Origin of the sequence: Fibrobacter sp. UWR4 (genome assembly GCF_003149045.1) — a bacterium.
Lineage (GTDB): Bacteria > Fibrobacterota > Fibrobacteria > Fibrobacterales > Fibrobacteraceae > Fibrobacter.
In genome coordinates, this window is the sequence record NZ_QGDU01000010.1 from 18798 (window position 1) to 37151 (window position 18354).

Annotated in this window: 17 protein-coding genes; 10 read left to right on the forward strand and 7 right to left on the reverse strand. The window is 49.8% G+C overall.

Annotated features, from left to right (window positions below; translation table 11 throughout):
- Nucleotides 1-28: 28 nt before the first annotated feature.
- The 4 genes from BGX12_RS05525 to BGX12_RS05540 all read left to right on the forward strand — a co-directional run bounded on the left by BGX12_RS05525 (nt 29) and on the right by BGX12_RS05540 (nt 4098).
- On the forward strand, nt 29-1381 hold the full coding sequence (locus BGX12_RS05525; RefSeq protein WP_233246273.1) for an FKBP-type peptidyl-prolyl cis-trans isomerase: 1353 nt from the start codon (nt 29-31) through the stop codon (nt 1379-1381).
- An 87-nt stretch (nt 1382-1468) separates the two neighbouring features.
- Nucleotides 1469-1927: an Rrf2 family transcriptional regulator gene (locus BGX12_RS05530; protein ID WP_109735094.1), complete on the forward strand. Its 459-nt coding sequence runs from the start codon at nt 1469-1471 to the stop codon at nt 1925-1927.
- 3 nt (nt 1928-1930) lie between these two features.
- Nucleotides 1931-3034 carry a GGDEF domain-containing protein gene (locus BGX12_RS05535; RefSeq protein ID WP_109735095.1) on the forward strand — a complete coding sequence of 368 codons (1104 nt, stop codon included), beginning with the start codon at nt 1931-1933 and terminating at the stop codon, nt 3032-3034.
- Nucleotides 3031-4098 carry a GGDEF domain-containing protein gene (locus BGX12_RS05540; RefSeq protein WP_109735096.1) on the forward strand — a complete coding sequence of 356 codons (1068 nt, stop codon included), beginning with the start codon at nt 3031-3033 and terminating at the stop codon, nt 4096-4098. Before BGX12_RS05535 ends, BGX12_RS05540 begins: the two co-directional genes overlap by 4 nt.
- Before the next feature lie 19 nt (nt 4099-4117).
- On the opposite strand, the gene BGX12_RS05545 is transcribed toward BGX12_RS05540, so the two are convergent.
- Together BGX12_RS05545 and BGX12_RS05550 are read right to left on the reverse strand one after the other, a co-directional pair.
- Entirely contained in the window at nt 4118-4342 is a 225-nt protein-coding gene (locus BGX12_RS05545) for a DUF167 domain-containing protein (RefSeq protein WP_109735097.1), read from the reverse strand.
- Nucleotides 4343-4359: 17 nt separating this feature from the next.
- Nucleotides 4360-4878, reverse strand: coding sequence for a DivIVA domain-containing protein (locus tag BGX12_RS05550; protein WP_109735098.1), 519 nt, complete (start codon nt 4876-4878; stop codon nt 4360-4362).
- Nucleotides 4879-5194: 316 nt separating this feature from the next.
- Here BGX12_RS05550 and rpmH point away from each other — a divergent pair, with 316 nt between their 5' ends.
- The 6 genes from rpmH to BGX12_RS05580 all read left to right on the forward strand — a co-directional run bounded on the left by rpmH (nt 5195) and on the right by BGX12_RS05580 (nt 10905).
- On the forward strand, nt 5195-5350 hold the full coding sequence (gene rpmH / locus BGX12_RS05555) for a 50S ribosomal protein L34 (protein ID WP_073157761.1): 156 nt from the start codon (nt 5195-5197) through the stop codon (nt 5348-5350).
- 15 nt (nt 5351-5365) lie between these two features.
- On the forward strand, nt 5366-5734 hold the full coding sequence (locus BGX12_RS05560; protein WP_233246274.1) for a ribonuclease P protein component: 369 nt from the start codon (nt 5366-5368) through the stop codon (nt 5732-5734).
- Complete coding sequence (gene yidD, locus BGX12_RS05565) at nt 5727-5975, forward strand: membrane protein insertion efficiency factor YidD (RefSeq protein ID WP_109735099.1); 249 nt, start codon at nt 5727-5729, stop codon at nt 5973-5975. The genes BGX12_RS05560 and yidD overlap by 8 nt, the downstream gene beginning before the upstream one ends.
- Nucleotides 5972-7756: a membrane protein insertase YidC gene (gene yidC, locus BGX12_RS05570; protein WP_109735100.1), complete on the forward strand. Its 1785-nt coding sequence runs from the start codon at nt 5972-5974 to the stop codon at nt 7754-7756. Before yidD ends, yidC begins: the two co-directional genes overlap by 4 nt.
- A 91-nt stretch (nt 7757-7847) precedes the next feature.
- A complete protein-coding gene (locus BGX12_RS05575; protein ID WP_109735101.1) occupies nt 7848-9419 on the forward strand; it encodes a hypothetical protein in 1572 nt (523 codons plus the stop codon).
- Nucleotides 9420-9426: 7 nt separating this feature from the next.
- Nucleotides 9427-10905: a hypothetical protein gene (locus BGX12_RS05580; RefSeq protein WP_146196259.1), complete on the forward strand. Its 1479-nt coding sequence runs from the start codon at nt 9427-9429 to the stop codon at nt 10903-10905.
- Between the two features lie 72 nt (nt 10906-10977).
- Here the strand turns inward: BGX12_RS05580 and BGX12_RS05585 are convergent, their stop codons facing one another.
- From BGX12_RS05585 to pyrC, 5 genes are all read right to left on the reverse strand, one after another.
- Nucleotides 10978-12885, reverse strand: coding sequence for a hypothetical protein (locus BGX12_RS05585; RefSeq protein WP_109735103.1), 1908 nt, complete (start codon nt 12883-12885; stop codon nt 10978-10980).
- Nucleotides 12886-13043: 158 nt separating this feature from the next.
- Nucleotides 13044-13973 carry a rhamnan synthesis F family protein gene (locus BGX12_RS05590; RefSeq protein WP_233246275.1) on the reverse strand — a complete coding sequence of 310 codons (930 nt, stop codon included), beginning with the start codon at nt 13971-13973 and terminating at the stop codon, nt 13044-13046.
- 11 nt (nt 13974-13984) lie between these two features.
- Nucleotides 13985-16336, reverse strand: coding sequence for a ribonuclease R family protein (locus BGX12_RS05595; RefSeq protein ID WP_109735104.1), 2352 nt, complete (start codon nt 16334-16336; stop codon nt 13985-13987).
- Between the two features lies 1 nt (nt 16337).
- Complete coding sequence (locus BGX12_RS05600; protein ID WP_109735105.1) at nt 16338-17087, reverse strand: 1-acyl-sn-glycerol-3-phosphate acyltransferase; 750 nt, start codon at nt 17085-17087, stop codon at nt 16338-16340.
- Between the two features lie 263 nt (nt 17088-17350).
- Nucleotides 17351-18352 (reverse strand): dihydroorotase, encoded by a 1002-nt coding sequence (gene pyrC / locus BGX12_RS05605; RefSeq protein ID WP_109735106.1) that lies wholly within the window; start codon nt 18350-18352, stop codon nt 17351-17353.
- Nucleotides 18353-18354: the final 2 nt, after the last annotated feature.

An 18354-nucleotide genomic window follows, 5' to 3' on the forward strand; every position in this document is an offset into this window, starting at 1 on the left:
TTTTCTATTTTGTGGGATAGGAGATCATATGCCGAAACTAAAGATTTTTCTTGTACTGTTGATGAGTTCCCTGTGCTTTGCTGTTCCGTTTAAGACAGAAACCATAAAGGATGGCTCTGGCGACCCCATCCGTGCCGGTCAGCTGATCAAGGTGCACTATAAGGGATACCTTTATCTGGATAGTGTTGCGATTGCTGCTGAAAAGGCTCGCCTTGTGGATTCCCTTCGAGTTGCCGACTCCCTCCGCCTGGCCAATGACCTGAATGCAGACCAAATCGCGGGAGTGTCAAATCCTGACAACTCCAAGAAAACTGATGCAAAGGGTGTAGCAGCAAAGGATGCTCCCGCTGAGGATTCCTCCGCAGTCAAGGATACCGCAAATCTGGGCAACAAGCTGTTTGCGGATTCCTACGAAGGAGGCGAACCTCTGGAATTTACCCTCGGTATGGGCCAGGTCATTCAGGGCTGGGAAAAGGGCCTTGTGGGCATGAAGGTGGGTGAAGTCCGTAAGCTTTACGTTCCCTACCAGATGGCCTATGGTGAAAACTCCCTGGAAGGCATCCCTGCCTATTCCGACCTTTATTTTGAAGTGGAGCTGGTTTCTGCAGAAAAGCCCATGGAACCGGATGTATTCCCCAAGAACGTGGAAGGTCTCAAGTGGCGTGAAGTGGCCAAGGGTCTTAAGATTAACGATGAAAAGGTGGGCTCCGGTAAGCCTACTGCCATCGGTTCCGTGCTGAAGGTTCATTATACTGGCTGGCTTCTTTCCGGCCGTAAGTTTGGTAGTTCCAAGGATATGGGCAAGCCTCTGTCCGTGATTCTTGGTAATGGCAAGATGATCAAGGGCTGGGAACAGGGCCTGGACGGTATGCGTGAAGGTGGCGTCCGCTGGTTCCGAATTTCTCCCAACATGGGTTATGGGGCAGCCGCCTATTCCATGATCCCCTCCAACTCTACCCTGGTTTTCCGTGTAGAACTGATTTCTTCCGAAGTGGATGAGGAAATCGCGAATTCCATGGACTTCTTCCCGGATACAACCGCCTTGAAGATTGAAAATGGTTCCGAAGGTCTCCGTTATGCCATTATCAAGGAAGGTGAGGGTGAACCGGCCCAGAAGGGTGTTAACGCCAAGGTTCACTATACTGGCTGGCTCACCAATGGCTACAAGTTCGACAGTTCCCGTGATCGTGGCCAGCCCTTCGATTTCCCCCTGGGTGGCGGTCGTGTGATTCGCGGTTGGGACCTGGGCGTGCAGGGCATGCTCCCTGGCGAAAAGCGAATCCTGATTGTTCCCCCGGGACTTGGCTATGGTAGTCGTGGCGCAGGTCCGATTCCTGGTGGATCCACCTTGATTTTCGCTGTGGAATACCTGGGCGAGTAAATTCATACAAATCCTATCGTTTTTCAAGGAAAGGGCCTCTAACGGGTCCTTTCTTTTTTAATATTGTCTACAATAGACGAGGTTTAGATGAGAATTTCCACAAAGGGTCGATACGCTTTAAGGGTCATGGTCGATCTGGCTAGGCAGGGCCGTGAAAACTACGTGAAGCTTCAGGCTTTGTCCGCTCGCCAGCAAATTTCCGAAAAATACCTGGAGGGCATCCTTGGGACGCTGGTCCGCGCCAAGGTGTTGGAAGGTTCCCGCGGAAAGGGCGGTGGATATCGTATGCGCTGTGAGCCCTCTGAATGCAGCGTGTGGGATATTCTGAAACTGACGGAAACTTCTGTGGCTCCTGTTTCTTGCCTGGACGACGATGTGAATCGTTGTGAACGAGCGGATTCTTGCATCACCCTTCCTGTATGGAAGGAATTGGATAGCCTGATTCGTGGTTATCTGGAAAGTGTAAAGTTGGATCAGTTCATCCGTAACCTGCCTGACAGCGAAGGCGAAATTCCTGATGGAAAGCAGTGGAGCTGTGGGTTGTAAATTATGGAACAGACTTTCGTCCTCCCTACAGTTCTCGTCGCCAATGCGTTTGGTCTTTTTCTAGTCTTGATTTTGATCGCCAGTAACTTCTGGCGTCTAAAGGACAAGTCTGCCGAAGGTCGTAGCATTCTTTGCCTCTGGGGCCTGACTTTGGTTGGCTGCGTTCTGGAACCGTTGGCCTATGCCTTAGACGGTGTTCCTGGAATGGTTGCGTTTTATGCGAACTATACGGTGAATTCCGCGCTCTATATAATTAACATGTTGTGCGCTTTCTGCTGGTTCCGCTTCCTGGTTAGCCATATGCAGTTCCGATTGAAATTTGTTCACAAGGCGATCCTTGGCGGTTTTTTATCCCTAGGCGCTTTTACGATTATCCTGAACTGCTTTATGCCGGTGGTATTCGATGTTGATAGCAACAATGTCTATGTCCGTAAGTTGGGATATTACCTTTTCGTGTTTATTGATCACGGCTTTGTTATCGACAGTCTGATTCTTTATCTGATCGGCCGTAAGAGGGGCGGCCTTCTCAAACTGTTCCCCGTCTGGGTCTATGCCTTGCCTTTCGTGGCGGGAACTGTCTGCCAGTCTCTCCTCGATGGAGTGTCCGTTCTTTGCTCCAGTTATGCGGTTTCCATTGCGGGACTTCTTGCTAGCCTCCAGAAGAACATGATCTATAAGGACAATTTGACGGGGGCGTTCAACAAGGCTTACCTGGACTTTATTTCCTATCAGTTCAGCAAGGAAAAAAATAAGAAGGTAACTGCAATCCTTTTGAATATTAACGGATTCAAGTCCATTAATGAAACCTATGGACGTGATGTGGGGGACAAGGTCCTTCAGTCCTTGGCCCGCTTGCTGAGTCATGCTGTTGGCGAAACGGGAAATGTAATTCGTTATTCTGCGGATGAGTTCTTTATCCTGATGCATTCTCGCACGGCCATGGTGTCTAGCGTGAGCATCGCCCGCGTTAAGGCGAACATTGCCGACTACAACAAGCTGCGTGACTGTCCCTGCAAGATTTCCGTGCGAATGGGTGCTTTTGAAATGGATTTTGGAAAGAGTAGTATTAATTCCAAACTGAACGAAATGAATCAGGCCTTGTTATGATTTTTCTGCCAGCCAACATAGATCATCAGTCTTTCTACCAGTCCAAGTATCGCTTCTACAGGCGTTTTACCTACTGGGTTGCCGTGGTTGCGGTTCTTTGCATGCCCATGTACTTTGTATCGGACTGCCAGCTGTTTGGTCGCGTGGCGTGGGAAACCCTGCCTGCCCGAATTGCACCGTTCTTTCCTTTGGTCGCCTATGTGTGGCTTGCCAAACGAAACCGTAATTACAAGGTCATGGTACCTGTGACATATGTCATGCTCCTTGTCATCCTGATTTGCACGATGTGGGCGGTTTATTTCCTTCCGGATAAGACCCATTTTTCGGAGGGCGCCTGCATCATTCAGCTGCTATTCCTCGCAGTCGGTTTTTCCGCTCCCTGGATTTATTCGACGATCGCCCATTCCTTGATTATAGTTCTTATTCTTGCAACACATCCTTTGATTCACTACCAGAACCTGGATATTCTCCTTTCCTTGAATATTCCTTGCTGGATCGGTATTTGTGCCTGCCATTATGTAATGGAGAAACTTTATGTGAAACATTACTTGATGTCCGAACGCCTCAGCTACCTTTCCCTGTATGACGAATTGACTGGGGCTCATAACCGAAACGTAACGAAGACTTTGATCCGTAAGGATGGATCAAAGTTTGTGGATGAGTTCATGGAGCCGATTAGCCTTGCCATGTTCGATATTGACCATTTTAAGCGGGTGAACGATGATTATGGCCATCCTAGCGGGGATAAGGTCCTGAAGGAATTTGCTGCTACCGTGTTGGAATCCATACAGGAGAAGGACTGTTTTGTTCGTTGGGGCGGTGAGGAGTTCGTTCTGATTCTCCCGCAGACCACCATTGAGCGTGCCCGCACCTTTGTGGAGGATATTCGCCAGAAATTTCATGACAAGGACAATGGCGTGTGCCCTGTGACCGTATCGGCTGGTATTGCCGGTTATAATGGCGAAAACTACAAGCTTGCCATCGACAATGCGGACAAGGCTCTTTACCAGGCAAAAAATCAGGGCCGTAACCGCGTGGTGGTTTACGACCCTTCCATGGATTAACAGAAAGTTTTTGTTCGTTCTAGAGGCCGTCGATTTCGACGACCTTCTTGTTATTGGTGCTGCCCAATACGACGCGGACGTCTCGCTTTTTCACCTTGAAGTGCTCCGCCAGAAGTTCGCAAATGGCTTCGTTGGCAGCGCCCTCCACGGGAGGTGCCTTTACTTCTACCTTGTAGCTTCCGTCGGGCTGGGGCGTTACGCTTTCCCGCTTGCTACGGGCGTGTACCTTGATGTTGATTTTCATGGGGTGGCGTGTGGCGGTTATGCCAGGACGTTGCCGGTCGGGGGAACTTGCCTTCTGGGCTGCTCCTGGGCTTCCAGATCTCGCTGGTCGTTCTCCATGGCGGAAAGCAATTCTTCCTGACCCTTGATGAGGGAACGGCAGCGGATGAAATAATTGGCGCGAATCTGCTTCAGCTGTTCGATTTCCATGCGGAGTTCTTCGGCTTCGCGCTTGGTGCTCTCCACTTCGCGAACGGCACGGGCCTTGGCTTCGGCGATGATGATTTCCGCTTCCTTTTCGGCGGTCGCCTTCACTTCGTCGATAGTGCGCTGCATGGTAACGACGGCGTCTTGGATGGTCTTTTCGATCTGACGGTAGTAATTCACGCGTTCTTCGGCGACTTTCAGGCGTTCGGTCAAGTCGGTACGGTCTCTGGACATCTGTTCGAATGCCTTGGCGGCGGTATCAAGGAATGCCTTGACTTCGGCAGGGTCGATGCCTCCGAGGCTTTTCTTGTGGAAAGATTGATTTCGAATGTCAAGAGGTGTAAGTTCCATATTAGACCTGCGATTTCTGAGCCGAAGCTATTTTGAGACCTAATATAATAAAAAGCCGTATGGTGCCGCATGAGTTTAAAACAAATTGCATTATGGACAAGGGTCTGTGTAAGCATCCTTTTGGGGACGGTGCCGTTCCAGGTTTTTTCTCCTTGTGTTTATAAATTGTTGATAAAATGAAATGATGGCTGTGGATGGCTAAAAAACGGCGGTAAAAGTTGCTTTTATGCGGATGGAACCCCTTGATTTATCATGAATAATTACTAACTTTGCAAACCGAAAAATTTTTTTTGGACTTTTAATAAAGGTTACTACAATGAAAAGAACTTTCCAGCCTCACAATCGTAAGCGTGTCAACAAGCATGGTTTCATGACTCGTATGGAAGACCGTTGGGGTCGTGCTGTCCTGAGCCGTCGCCGCGCTAAGGGTCGCAAGCGCCTGACTATCAGCGACACCATCTACAAGAAGTAATTTGGGAATTGGCTCGTGGCCAGTCTACGTTCTTATAGGCTGCCCAACCAGCCCGCTTACCGGCAAGTAGCCGTCCAGGGAAAGTACGTCCGCGGTTCATCGTTCTCGATGAGGTGGATTGACAGTCCGGACGGTTTTTGTCGTTTCTGCTTTTTAGCGAAAAAGAAAAACGGCAATGCCGTTTACCGCAACAGGTGCCGTAGACTTCTGCGTCCTCTGTTCTATGGGATGGTTCCCCATATTACAAAGCCCGTCTGGGCTATGATAATTGTGAACGATAAGGCCGAAGAAGTGACTTCGGAACGTTTCCGCGAAACCGCCGAAAAAATCTTCAAGAAAATGGAATGGAGCCAGGATGCAGACTCCTCCAACCAGAATGGATAAGGTCCGTCATGTGGCTAGGAGCGTTTTGATCGCGCCTATCCGTCTCTACCAGATTATCCATCCTTATTTCTTTCATGGCGTCTGCAGGTTCCAGCCCACCTGTTCTCAGTATGCAATTGAGGCAATCCGGGTACACGGAATCCTCAAAGGTTTCTATCTTGCGGTTTTTAGAATTTTAAGGTGTAACCCCTTCTGTAAAGGCGGTTACGATCCCGTACCTCCTAAAAAGGAAAGAAGATGAACAAGAATACCCTTTTCGGAACCATCCTCGTTGTGGCGATCATGGTTGCCTGGTTTGGCTTTGGCCTTTCCGGAAAGCAGGCTCCTGCTGCTGCAACTCCGGCTGCAACTGAAGCAATCGCTCCCCAGAGCGAGACTTTGGCTCCTGCCGCAGCCCCTGCACCTGTAGCCGCCCCTGTGGCAGCCGCACCTGTTGCTGCTGATTCTGCAAACGCAGATTCCACCGCTGCTCCGGTCAAGGTGATCGAACCTCGTACTATCGTGGTGGAAACTGAAAAGTTCATCATGACGCTTAGCAACAAGGGGGCTAAGGTCCAGAGTGTGGTGGCCAAGGTCCTGCCGGACTCTACAGGTGCTTTCCCGGAACTGATCCAGGATACCACTCTGGGAGCCCTGAACCTGAAACTTGGCGCCTTCGACCTGGGTGCTGTTCTCTTTGATGCCGGCGAAGTACCCGAAAAGATCGTTGTGGAATCTGATACGACTGTTCAGTTTGTCTTTACAGAAGGAGCAAGCCAGGTAATCCGCTCCTACAGCTTCACCAAGGATGGCGTTGCTGTTCGTCAGGTGAACAAGTTCATCGGTTTCCAACCCCGCGGTTACGAACTGGCTATGGATGGCGGCCTGAAGGAAACGGAAGTGATTCCCACGGGTCGTAGCGTCGGTGGCAACTCCTACTACTTTAGCGAAATCATTTACAACAACACCAAGAATGTTGAACGTGAAATGAATAAGGATGGCGGCGTTCTGGAAAATGAAACCGGCCGCGTAAGCTGGGCTGGCCTTCGCCGCAAGTACATCGCCATGACCATGCAGTTCGACACTCCGGTGGCAGCTTCCATCAGCGCTACCCCCATGAAGGTTCTCGAAAATGATGCCGATCCGGGTACCTACAAGCTTTCTCTCCGTGACGAAATCCGTTCCGATTCTCTGGCTTACAGCCTGATGGTACTTCCCTTGGAATGGAACCAGCTGGAAGCTCTGGACAAGGGTTACGAAAAGGTCATCGTCAGCGGTTGGCGCTGGTGCGGTGCTGACGTGTGGTTTGTCTTTATCTGCAAGATCCTTCTGAAGCTCTTGAACCTGTTCTACAGCATTATTCCGAACTACGGTATTGCAATTATCATTGTGACCTTCATTGTTCGCGGTATCACCACTCCGTTTACCGTCAAGCAGATGAAGTCTACCAGCGCAATGTCCAAGCTGAAACCTCAGCTGGACGAAATCAACGTGAAGTATCGTAGCGATCCCCAGAAGAAGCAGGCTGCCATTATGGAACTCTACCAGAAGAACGGCGTGAATCCGCTGGCTAGCTGCACTGGTGGCTGCTTGCCCATGATTTTCCAGATGCCTATCTTTATGGGTCTGTTCTTCGTGCTGGGTCGTGCTATTGAACTTCGCGGTCAGCCCGCATTCCTGTGGATCTCTGACTTGAGCCGTAGTGACGTGGTGTTCAGCGGATTTAGCATTCCGTTCATCATGCCTGCAGGTCTTGCCCTGCTTCCCATTATCATGGTGATCACTACTTACTTCCAAACCAAGGTAACCATGGGCGGTAACGCCGGTATGGATCCTGCACAGGCCAAGATGATGACCTGGATGATGCCAGCCATGATGTTCCTGTTCAGTGCCGTGATGCCTTCTGGCTTGGTGCTTTACTGGATCGTTTCCAACATATGGAGCATTGCCCAGTACAAGATTATCCGTCGTGACCAGAATGGTTCCTCCTCCAATAAGACGGTGAAGGGCAAGAAGGTCCAGGACGCAGAAATCGTGAAGTAAAAAACTTATCCACGGAAATTTAAGAGAGCAGACCATCTGGGCCTGCTCTTTTTGTTATTATTGAGATGAATAACAACAAAAGGGGTTAGTTATGAAAAACAAGACTCTCAAGTTTTTAATGTCTGCAGCGGTTGCTGCGTTCTTTGTCGGCTGTTCTTCCGACAGCCATTCTCCTAGCAAACCTAAGGATGAAGCTCCCCAGAGTAGCTCTTCCGTAAATATTGATGAATTGCTAGGCATCAGTTCCAGCTCTGTTGGTGCTTCTGGTTCTGTAGACAAAAGCTCTGCAAGTACCGCGAAGTCTTCCAATTCCAATGCTACCGTAAGTTCTTCTTCCAAGGGATCTTCTTCTGTGGTGAAGCCGGTAGATACTGAAATTGTTCGCTCTGCTTGCGATAGCAAGATGGATGACGCTGGTTTCCAGGCTCTTGATGCTACCAACTCCAAGGCTTTTGAGCTGTTCAAGACCTTGGGCGATAAACAGTTTAGCGATGCAAAGGATTTGAGTGCAGAAGTGAAGCCCATGTATGCAAAGATCCTGCAGAAGTATCCCAATAGTTGCGGCGCTCAGCTGGGTTATGCTGTAGCCAACTTGGTGGACTTGATCAACAATCAGGAAATCAAGAAGTTCTTTGATACTGGCGATGCTGCTGACGAGGCTACCTGGCTTTACGAAGGTAATATCAAGACTTCCAAGTTCCTGAAGAGCTTTGCCAATAGGGCCGGTGAATCTATCACCATTAACGCTCAGAATATTATTGCGACTCAGATTCTCCCTGCCTTGGATACTTCTATCGCCTATATGCAGAACGTCCTTGCATATGACGATTACACCATGCAGTTCATGGCTGATGGAAAAAAGCGTGAACTGGACAAGAGTGAATTCGGTCCTGCAATTGGCGCCATGTTCGGCACCAAGGCGATCCTTACCATATTGGTGAGCCTGAACTTTGAATTTGACGATAACGGCTCTTATGACTGGTACACTTACATGACGGACGTAAGTCTTACCGATGTGGGTGTGCATAACGAAAAGCAGACCAACGCCATTAAGTTCCTGGCAAGTTTGCTGGGCAAGAATGGCGCCTTCTCGACCGTAAACTCCGGCTGGGAAAAACAGTGGAACTCTGTTCCAGCCTTGCTGGACAGCGCCCTCCGCGAAACTCGTGCAGGCCTCAAGTATGGCATTAACGAATCCATGGAAGAAGGCTCTCAGGTTTATGACATTTATGTGGTGGGTGATGGTGCCGACGCCGATGTCAGCGTAAAGGACTTGCAGGATGCTGTAAGCGCCATTGATGTGGTCCTGAACGAAGTACTGGATGGCCCCTATGTCATTGATTTCGGTGATTTTAGAGGAGACCTGGATTACCAGCTGACTATCGACATCAGAAAGTTCTTTGAAAATACCAAGGGCTATGAACCGTTCCTGCCTTACTACGTATTTGAAGATCCTTCCGATTTCGGAACATTCTACTTTACGGATGCTGATGGTAAGAAGACTGCTTCTCTCCGTGATTTCCAGGGTGATAATAGCCGAATGACCGAAGCGAATGTCTACAACAAGCTGTATTTCCCTGATCCGTCCTTTGGTGGAGTCTTCCCCAAGTTCAAGACTCAGAAGGATGTCTGGGACTTCCTGATTCAGCTTGATCGTCTGTAGTCTTCGCTTGCATCGCGATATACTAAAAATAGTTCTCGGGCTGCTGCTCCTTACAGTGGGCAGCTTCGCCTGGAATACAAAGGCCCTTGTGGATTGCAATGGCCTTTTTTTGCTTGACCAGAAGGAACGTAAAATTAGCGCTTCCGCCTGCATTGTTTCGGATTCCACTCAGGTGAAAAACTGGATGGTGCAGGGTGGCTATGCCCAGTTGGGTTTTGAAGGAAGCTGGAAATACGATGGCATGAACGAGTTCTATACCTGGACTCTTTCCGGTAGCAAGGATTTGAATCTGGGATATGCTTCTGTGCAGTCTGATTTTAGGCACATAAACTTTCGCATAGATGCGATGTCGTTGCCTCTGTTGGCTGCGACTACCCACTGGGACGCTCTGGATTCCATGATCTATGCCAGTGCTACTTATGGACGGGGACGTATAGATTCTGTTCACGTAAAGTGGAAGTCCGCTGCGACGCTGAATATTATCCCTGTGGTGCAGGGCGCCTATGAAAATACGTTCCAGTTCAGACGCTTCAAGTTAGGATCTAAACTGGATCATCACCAGATGGATGTGGGTTTCACCTATGGTGATACGGATCCCGTAACGGATCGCGAAGGCTACGTATTTAGTGACTCCTCGAATTTCTGGGCGATTGATCCTTCCTATACTTACAGAAATTTTCCCCATGAATTTTCTGCAGATTACGTGTATATCTATGCGGACCAACATTTCTTTGGCTTGCTGCGAGAAGAAGGTAGCGAAAAACGATTCTTCTATTTGCCTGCAGGCTTGGATGTGAACCTGCTTCATCTGAATTACAAGCATTATACCTATGCGGATTCAAATAGGGATGCTCATTGGGAAACTCATGGAACGTACGCTCAGCTGGACTTGAATATTCCTTGGGAAGAACGTCGCTTTTACGAGACTATGGCGCCTAACCGTGCGCTGACCAGTTCCATTATTAAAACCTTGTCCTTTAGCGTGTTTACCAGAAATTTCCGCGTGTATGGGACGGGTTCCTTCCGATTCGGGGATCTAGGTTACGAATATGACTGGGACATTGTGAAAGGCGGTTGGCACTTGAAACCTAGGGCTGGCATTGATGTGTTCTACTTGAATGCCCATGCGGAATTACGCAAGCGTACGGAAACCTCCAATGTGCTCTACGCAAGTCATTATACGGATACATTGAGTTGGGATATTGATGTGGTGGGATCTATGGTTTCTGCGGGTATTGCGTTCGAAACTCCCAAGGAACATTTCTTTGCTTCATTGGATGTCTCTCAGGTGGTGCCCTTCTATTACAATCTTGAAAAGTACCCGCCTGTAAAACAGAGGGTCGTTATTCCGGAAGAAAATCCGGATGCCCCCATTGTGGAGGATGTTCCTAACGTCAGTGAAAACGATGTGTCCCATGTGAATGATTTCTTTAGGCTTTTCAGAAACGGCTTTATGATTCGGGTTAAGGCGGGCGTTTTCTTTTAGATGTTTTATGGATATAGCAAAAGACTCCTCGGCAAACGCCGGGGAGTCTTTGTTTTGATTGAATTGAGAGGATTACTTGAATTTCATTACTCGGGAAGTATTACCTGTGCGGATGATGTAGGTTCCGCTGGTAGGTACGGTAATGTTACTTCCTTCGCCGCGCTTGATCAGCTTGCCCTTCATGTCATAGACCGCATAGCCCTTACTTGCGGAAACAGGTTTCACTGCAGTCTGGATTCCCATGATAGCCTTGTTCAGCACCGGGCCGGCCTTGAACTTGATGTCAATAGGATCCATTCCGTTGATGTAGATCTTAGCTTCGTTGGATTCTGTACCTAGGGATTCCTTATCCATATAGACGTAGATGGTGTCAATGCCGGAAGTACCGACTGTTTGAGTAGCTCCGTCAATGAAAGCGTATTCATTCTCACCAGTCTTTGCGTAAAGGTGAACTGCGGAATTGTTTGTGTAGACGGAATAGGAAACACCGATGGCGTCATAAGGACTTAAGTAGGTGTTCTCAATGTCTCTAACCATTGCGGAAATGTAAAGCGGCGTAGGAACTCCTGCAACAATTTCGCTATTAAAGGTATGAGTCAAACCTTTGATGAGGTTTCCGTTAGTATCCAAGGCGTCGGCACTTTCCGCTGATAGAATTTCGACCGAGTAGCTCATGCGGAAGGCGGCGAGCTTCTTTGCTTTTCCATCGATTTCTACAAAGAGTGTCCATCTGCCAGGAGGCAGGCTTATAGCTTTTTTATTGACCTTGGGGTTGTAGGGGTCGGAAAGATCAATGCCTCCCTTATTCAAGGTGCCCGGCGTTAGCAACTGTGCGGTTTCGCGATCGAAAACGCTGCCGTTGGATAAGTAGTACCTGATGGTTGCTTCGGGCAGATTCTTCTTGATGGCTTCGCCGCAGAGTGTTTCATCTTGATCCTGACTGCTGGGGAATTCGCTACAGGAATTTGCCTTGCTATGAGCGTAGCACAGTTGATATGCTACTTCACCCATTACTCGGTCAAGGACGGGGAAAGCGGTAATTTCAGAACGACTCTGGAATGTACTTGTCATGTCTAGGTTAGAACTAATCTGGATGTTGTCCAGGGAAGATTCCTGATCGCAGTAGAAAATTTCCAGATTGTAGTAATATCCGTCGTCAAGCGCAGATCCTGCCGGGGACTTATAGGAGTCTATGTCAAGAACGACTCCATTGTGATCGCCCTGCGTTGTTGTTGCCTGTTTGCCATCAATGAACATCCAGGCAAGGCTAGCGTTGTGGACGCTAATTTTCTGGTGAGGCGCCTTGGCAAAGGATGCTTTTATGGATGTGCAGGTAGCGTAGTGCTTGTCATTGGTTGTGCTCCATGTGTCTTCAGTGACTCGCCTAAAGTTGGATTCTCCGCAAGATGCATCGCCAGTTCCAAAAACAGCTGCTAGCTGTTCCTTGTCTGTTACGCACTGGGGACCACAAGCTTCAAGTTTGTCAATTTCAGTCTTGGTTGCTGGATATGTGTTTGTGAATACGGAATAGGAACAAATGCCTTCTGCTCCATCAGGATAAATAGTGTACCAACCATCATCTCCCGGAGATAAAAACTGGTCCATGTCGGATACGAAGTACAGACTGTCTTGATCATATGCGGCAAAAAGAGTTTTCAGCGGAATGGGTGTTGGGAGGGCATTGACTTCCCAATTGCCGTAAAACCCAATCATGTCTTCCCGTTCCGTGTCGTTATTTCGATAAAAGACGACGTTGTCCGAAACATCTTCATCGACGGTGTAGCTGAACCAACCACATTTGCCTGGAGCGACAGACATTGCCTTACCAGTCTTACCCCCGTCCAGACTGATCATGGGCGTCGCAAACGTCCATTCAGTATTACTCGGGGGAATGAGAATGTTGATTGTTTTGGCTGCATGGGTGCTCTGCGCACCTGCAATTGCAGCAGAAATGGCAAGAATCGTATGAATCTTGTTCATATAGCCTCCTAACTGATGAATGCCAGCTAACCCTTGCTGGCGATAGATGTTATTTGTTCCATCTGATGAAAAACTTAAATAAAGAAAAAGCAAAAAGGAGGATGAATCTCCTTTTTGCAAAATTGTGTGACGAATTTGACGAATTATTGTCAAGGTTTCTATTTGTATTCGTCTCCGTCCAGATTTTTCCTAAGTAGTTTGTACTTGGTCTTGATGGCGGTGCGAAGGATTGGCCAACCTACCTTCTGGAAGGGCTTTTCCCATAGCTTGTCTGCTGCGCGCTTGATATTTCCATCTACAGAGCGGGGGAGCCAGTCGGGATCGAAATCGCTAGCAACGCCTGCATCAAGAATCAGCTTCGCATAATTTGCATTGAGGGAATCGTAGGCGCCCCTGCGGATAAAATGAACCTTTTCCTTGAAGTTGAATCTGCTTTGGAGCAATTTTCGTTTGACGAATCCTGCGCCTTGTGCAATCAGTTCTGGATAGGCGAACATAACGGGCGCTTCTGTATGGTATAGTGCTTCCATTCGGACTTCAGCCTCGTCGAATGTATTGGCGAGACCAATTTCCAGCTTATGGACTACATCGTAGAAGGTTTCCTGTTCCGGAGTTTCCATCATGTGGAGGAAAAATGCCCCCAACGCAGGCTGCTTCAGGTAAAGAAAGTAGCTTTGGAGGTGGCGCCTGACTTCCGTATTTTCCGTTAAGGAAATTGCGTCCGCCGGGCTTGCCTCCGCCCTACGGAAGTATTCGTCAAACTTGTTCTGGTAATACACCATGGAGTCGTTGATCAGCAGGAGTCGTTCCAGGGATTGCATTCCCGTGGGGGCCTTGTCCTTCAGGTAACGCCGCCACATACCAAAGTCAAAACCGTGATTTTCCGTCAGGTAAAGATCGATGTTCTTTTCCTTCAGGAAATTCACAGTCTCCTTGGAAAGTTCGCGCCTGTTGGTCAGCAGCACAACTTTAAAGTCAGTCTCCGCTAGATGAGTGAGCGCAAACTGGACATAGCCGGGGAGTGTTTCCCCGGTTTGGTAACTGGCGTACAGAATAAGCTTTGTTACTTGATGAACTTGTTGAATCACTTGTCGAACCTTTATCTACGTCCGGAACGTCCACGTCCGCCACGGCCCTTGGCCAGCTTTTCGCCGTAGGCTTTGGCGCCTGTAGACTTTTCCTTTCCGCGAGAGGCTTTACCACGAGCATTGCGACCGGTGCGTTCAAAGCTGGGGGCATCTGCGTCAGATCCGCGACGACCACGGCGACCGCGACTACCTGCAGAAGTGAATGCTGGTTCGTAATCGTCATCGTCGGGCTGGCTCAGGTAACCCATGGCTTCGGCAGCTTCTGCACGGTCCATACGTTCGTTGTAGTTACGTGCGTCGTCGTCAATATCCTTGCGGGTACGGCGCTGCTTCTTGGGTTCGGTCGAAAGCTTTTCTATAAGGCTAAAGTCTGCCTGGCCGCGGAGAGGATCCACACGGAGAAGCTGGACCATGACCTTGTCGCCACGGCGGAAGGTGCGGCCACTGCGCTTGCCGAATGCAAGACCCTGGTCAGGGTTAAAGACGTAGAAGTCGTCGCCGGCAATATCGCGGTAACGCACCAGGCCTTCGGCAATGGGGTCGGCGATAGAAACATAGATGCCCCATTCTTCAATTCCGTTAACTGTTGCTTCGAAATTGTCACCGATACGGTTTCTCAGAATCCAGCAGCTACAGGTCTTGATGGCGATGCGTTCGGTCTTCATGTTCTTGATTTCGTTGGCGGAAATCAAGTCGCAGACTTCAATGACACTTTCCTTACGTTCTGCAGTAATTTCCTTGCCCTTACGAGCTAGTTCACGATGGCACCATAAGTCGGCGTAACGACGGATGGGGCTGGTGAAGTGGCTATAGTCCTGCCAGTTCAAGGCGAAGTGTCCAAAACTGTTGGAGTCGTAATGAGCCTTCTGCATACTGCGAAGGATTCGGTTGGTAAGAGTTTCGTCGTCCCCAGCCTTCTTGATCAAATGTTCGTAAAGCTTGAATGCGGTGGGATTCAAGTTGGTGTCGCCACTGCGGGGCTTGCCCAGTTCGCGGAGCATGACCGGAGAACCCTGGAACAGGTTGGGGTACATATAGTACAGTTCCATAATGTCCTTGGTATCCGGAGCTTCGTGGATACGGTAAATACCCTGGAGACCGCGCCTCTTCAATTCCTTGGCGCAGCAGTTGTTGGCAATCAACATACATTCTTCCACCCAGCTGTTGGAAATGTCTGTGGTGCGGGGATAGATGTCCATGGGTTCGCCGTTCTCGTCGAAGTGGCAACCAAATTCCGTGCTCTTGAATTCCAGCAGACCATCTTTAGTGCGGTTCTTCTTCAGCTTGGCGGTCACATCGGCCAGGGCCTTCATGTCTTCGTCCCCTTCCTCCCACAGTTTCTTTGCCTGCTGGTAGGTGAGGGAACGGGTAATACGAACGATACTGCGATGGAAATCCCAGCTTAGGACGTTGGCGTCCTTGTCCAGAATAATCATGCAGGTGTGGGCGCAACGGTCCACGTCCTCGTGGAGGGAACAAATATCACTGGACAGTTCATCCGGAATCATGGGAACTGCAGTCCAGGGCAGGTACTGGGTGTAACTACGTTCCATGGCCTCGTAGTCCAGGGCGCTGCCCTCGGGAACATAGTAGCTTACGTCTGCAATATGGACGCCCAGCTTGTAGCCGCCGTCTTCCGTACGTTCCACGGAGATGGCGTCATCGTGGTCCATGGCGCCTTCCGGGTCAATACAGAGAATGACCGTCTTGCGGTAGTCCACACGACCCTTGAAATCCTTGGCGGTAGGTGCCTTGATGCTTGCCACGTAATCCCGGATTTCCTTGCTGAAACCCTTGGGAAGGTTGGCGTCGTCCTGGAACTTCTGGGTGACCTCCTTCCAGGTCATGGAATCCAGTTCGGCGGAGTGGTCCACCTTGGCCAGGTAGCTGTGCTTGCGCTTGGGATGAGGATAGAGGGTGAAACTGATGGTTTCCCCTTCCTTGCCCGGAGCCTGGCGGCGGTGGCACATCTCGAATTCCTTTTCCGTCTCCAGTTCCGTGACGATCCAGTCTTCTTCGCCTACCTGGTGGAGGATACCGCGGCGGACGCGGGTACTCTTGTCGTCTGTAGTCTGGCGACGGCTGCGGGCTGCCGGACGGCGGTTGTCCCCGTCGCTTGCCTCAGCCATCTTTTTCAGGCGCTTTTCCCGCTTTTCTTCCAGGGATTCCCCGTCACCGGGCTGGTATTCCTTGTTGCTGGTGCGCTTCAGGAGACCCTGCTCCACCATTTCGGCCAGCAGTTGCTTAAAGGCTACTTTCTGTTTTTTCGGCAGGCCAAGGGCTGCACGGAGGCGGCTGCCCACCATAGGTTCATCATGAAGAATGGCGAGAATCTGATCTTCGCTAGGTAACTGCATAGCCATTTTAGGCCTCCTTTTGCGCTTCATTTACGCATGCCGTCTCTGCCTGCATGTAGGGCAGTGCGGACTCAATCAAATCGTGGACCTCGTCCCTGAGGATTGCCATAGGTTTTTCGGCGTAGTCCTCGGGTTTTATGAGGGGGTGAACCACCACCTTGATCTGGCCTGGATAAATAGCCCACTTGACCTTTGGCAGTCGTTCGTTTACACCTATTAATGTAATTGGTAAAATGGGAAAGTGATGCTCTTTCGCCATGCGGAATATACCATTTTGGAATTTAAGCATCTTTCCGTCGATACTTCTGTGCCCCTCGGGGAAAACGGACAGGTTATGCCCCTGATTTAGACGGTCCTGGACCATGTTTCCCATACCGGCATTCTTTCTTGGATTCTGGTGAACCGGAATACAGCCGATGGAACTTAGGACCCATCCGAACAAAGGCGCTTTCCAGAGGGCCGCCTTGGCTATGAAAATAGTGGTGGAAATGGCCAGCCACAGGACGCTAATATCCATGAAACTGGAGTGGTTGGCCACCATGACAAATCCGTTCTTCTGAGGAATGTTTTCTACCCCTTCCACTACGATATCGATACCGAAAAGGCGGTGGACCTTGGGCAGGTAAAACAGGCAAATTCTGGTAATCTCGTTTTTTTTCTTGCAGATATAGCCCTTGTAGATAATGTAGGGTACGCCAATGACGCACATTCCCCCAAATACAAGGACGTAATAAAGTATGGCAAGTAAAAAACGCATAATGTTCTATTCCTAATTCAAGGATAATCTATATAAAAATAATCCGCGGGAACAACCCGCGAGTATAAATAAACAATAGAGAATAAAAGAGCTTAAAGAGGGCGGGGCAGCGCCCCCATTCATCTAAAATAACCTGACGAAAGCTCCGGTTGATCTTGAGGAGGTGCTTCAGCACCCCTCAAACAAAAAAGAAAAGGCCAGCCAAGACAAACTTGGCAAGCCGCATTCTTTTTTCGGGGGTTCAGGGGGCAGCGCCCCCTGCATTATTTTAAGCGCCAGTTGAGTTTCTGGCCGGCTGCCAGAGGAACTACGCCATTGACGATTTCTGGAACGATCCAGCTTTCCTTCACCACTTCAATCTGTTTTGTGGTGCGGGGAAGCCCGTAGAAGTCTGCGCCAAAGCCTGCGATGAAATTAGGGAGCTTATCCAGGGCATTTGCGTTTTCGAACTCCTGAACCAGAAGAGGGATAGCCACCGGGGCGCTGTAGACGCCCGCTGCCCCGCAAGGACACTCCTTTTTACCCTGCTGGTGCGGGGCAGAGTCCGTGCCCAAGAAGAACTTGGGAGAGCCGCTAAAGGCGGCTTCACGGATAGCGGCACGGTCTTCAGGCCGCTTCGGTAACGGCTTACAGAAATGGTGCGGCCTGAGGGCGTCACCGATGACGTCATCCAGAGTCATCATCAGGTGGTGAACCGTAAAGGTGGCTGCCACATTGGCGGGCAAGCGCTTGACTGCTTCCACAGCCTTGGCGCTGGACAGGTGTTCAAACACGATCTTCAGCTTGGGAAACTTTTCAGCAAGGATTTCCACGCGCTTGATAAAGGCGGGTTCGCGGTCCAGGCAGAATTCGCCCGGTTCTTCGCCATGGACGCACAAAATAAGACCAAGCTTTTCCATCATAGCGACAACAGGGAAAACAGCTTCAAAATCGCTGATACCGTCGGCACTGTTGGTGGTAACGCCTGCGGGGTAGTACTTGCCGGCCACTACGCCTTCTGCCATCATGTCCTTCAAATCCTGTTCCGTATAGTTCGGGTTCAGCTTGAAGGTCATGAGGGGCTTAAAGTCCGGGCGGACACTTTTGGCGGCTTCCAGGATTTGCTGCCTGTATTCCTTGATGGCTGCTGCGGAGGTCATGGCCGGAACGGTATTGGGCATGATGATGGCACGGCCAAACTGGGAAACAAGGTCACGGACATAGCCGGGCATCAAGTCGCCCTGACGCAGATGGGCATGGAAGTCGTCGGGTAAAGGTAGGAACATAG

What these genes read in the sequence shown, in the direction of transcription:
- BGX12_RS05525 (WP_233246273.1), top strand. Translation starts at nt 29, where the DNA reads ATGCCGAAACTAAAGATTTTTCTTGTACTGTTGATGAGTTCCCTGTGC.
- BGX12_RS05530 (WP_109735094.1), top strand. Translation starts at nt 1,469, where the DNA reads ATGAGAATTTCCACAAAGGGTCGATACGCTTTAAGGGTCATGGTCGAT.
- BGX12_RS05535 (WP_109735095.1), top strand. Translation starts at nt 1,931, where the DNA reads ATGGAACAGACTTTCGTCCTCCCTACAGTTCTCGTCGCCAATGCGTTT.
- BGX12_RS05540 (WP_109735096.1), top strand. Translation starts at nt 3,031, where the DNA reads ATGATTTTTCTGCCAGCCAACATAGATCATCAGTCTTTCTACCAGTCC.
- BGX12_RS05545 (WP_109735097.1), bottom strand. Translation starts at nt 4,342, where the DNA reads ATGAAAATCAACATCAAGGTACACGCCCGTAGCAAGCGGGAAAGCGTA.
- BGX12_RS05550 (WP_109735098.1), bottom strand. Translation starts at nt 4,878, where the DNA reads ATGGAACTTACACCTCTTGACATTCGAAATCAATCTTTCCACAAGAAA.
- rpmH (WP_073157761.1), top strand. Translation starts at nt 5,195, where the DNA reads ATGAAAAGAACTTTCCAGCCTCACAATCGTAAGCGTGTCAACAAGCAT.
- yidD (WP_109735099.1), top strand. Translation starts at nt 5,727, where the DNA reads ATGGATAAGGTCCGTCATGTGGCTAGGAGCGTTTTGATCGCGCCTATC.
- yidC (WP_109735100.1), top strand. Translation starts at nt 5,972, where the DNA reads ATGAACAAGAATACCCTTTTCGGAACCATCCTCGTTGTGGCGATCATG.
- BGX12_RS05575 (WP_109735101.1), top strand. Translation starts at nt 7,848, where the DNA reads ATGAAAAACAAGACTCTCAAGTTTTTAATGTCTGCAGCGGTTGCTGCG.
- BGX12_RS05585 (WP_109735103.1), bottom strand. Translation starts at nt 12,885, where the DNA reads ATGAACAAGATTCATACGATTCTTGCCATTTCTGCTGCAATTGCAGGT.
- BGX12_RS05595 (WP_109735104.1), bottom strand. Translation starts at nt 16,336, where the DNA reads ATGGCTATGCAGTTACCTAGCGAAGATCAGATTCTCGCCATTCTTCAT.
- BGX12_RS05600 (WP_109735105.1), bottom strand. Translation starts at nt 17,087, where the DNA reads ATGCGTTTTTTACTTGCCATACTTTATTACGTCCTTGTATTTGGGGGA.
- pyrC (WP_109735106.1), bottom strand. Translation starts at nt 18,352, where the DNA reads ATGTTCCTACCTTTACCCGACGACTTCCATGCCCATCTGCGTCAGGGC.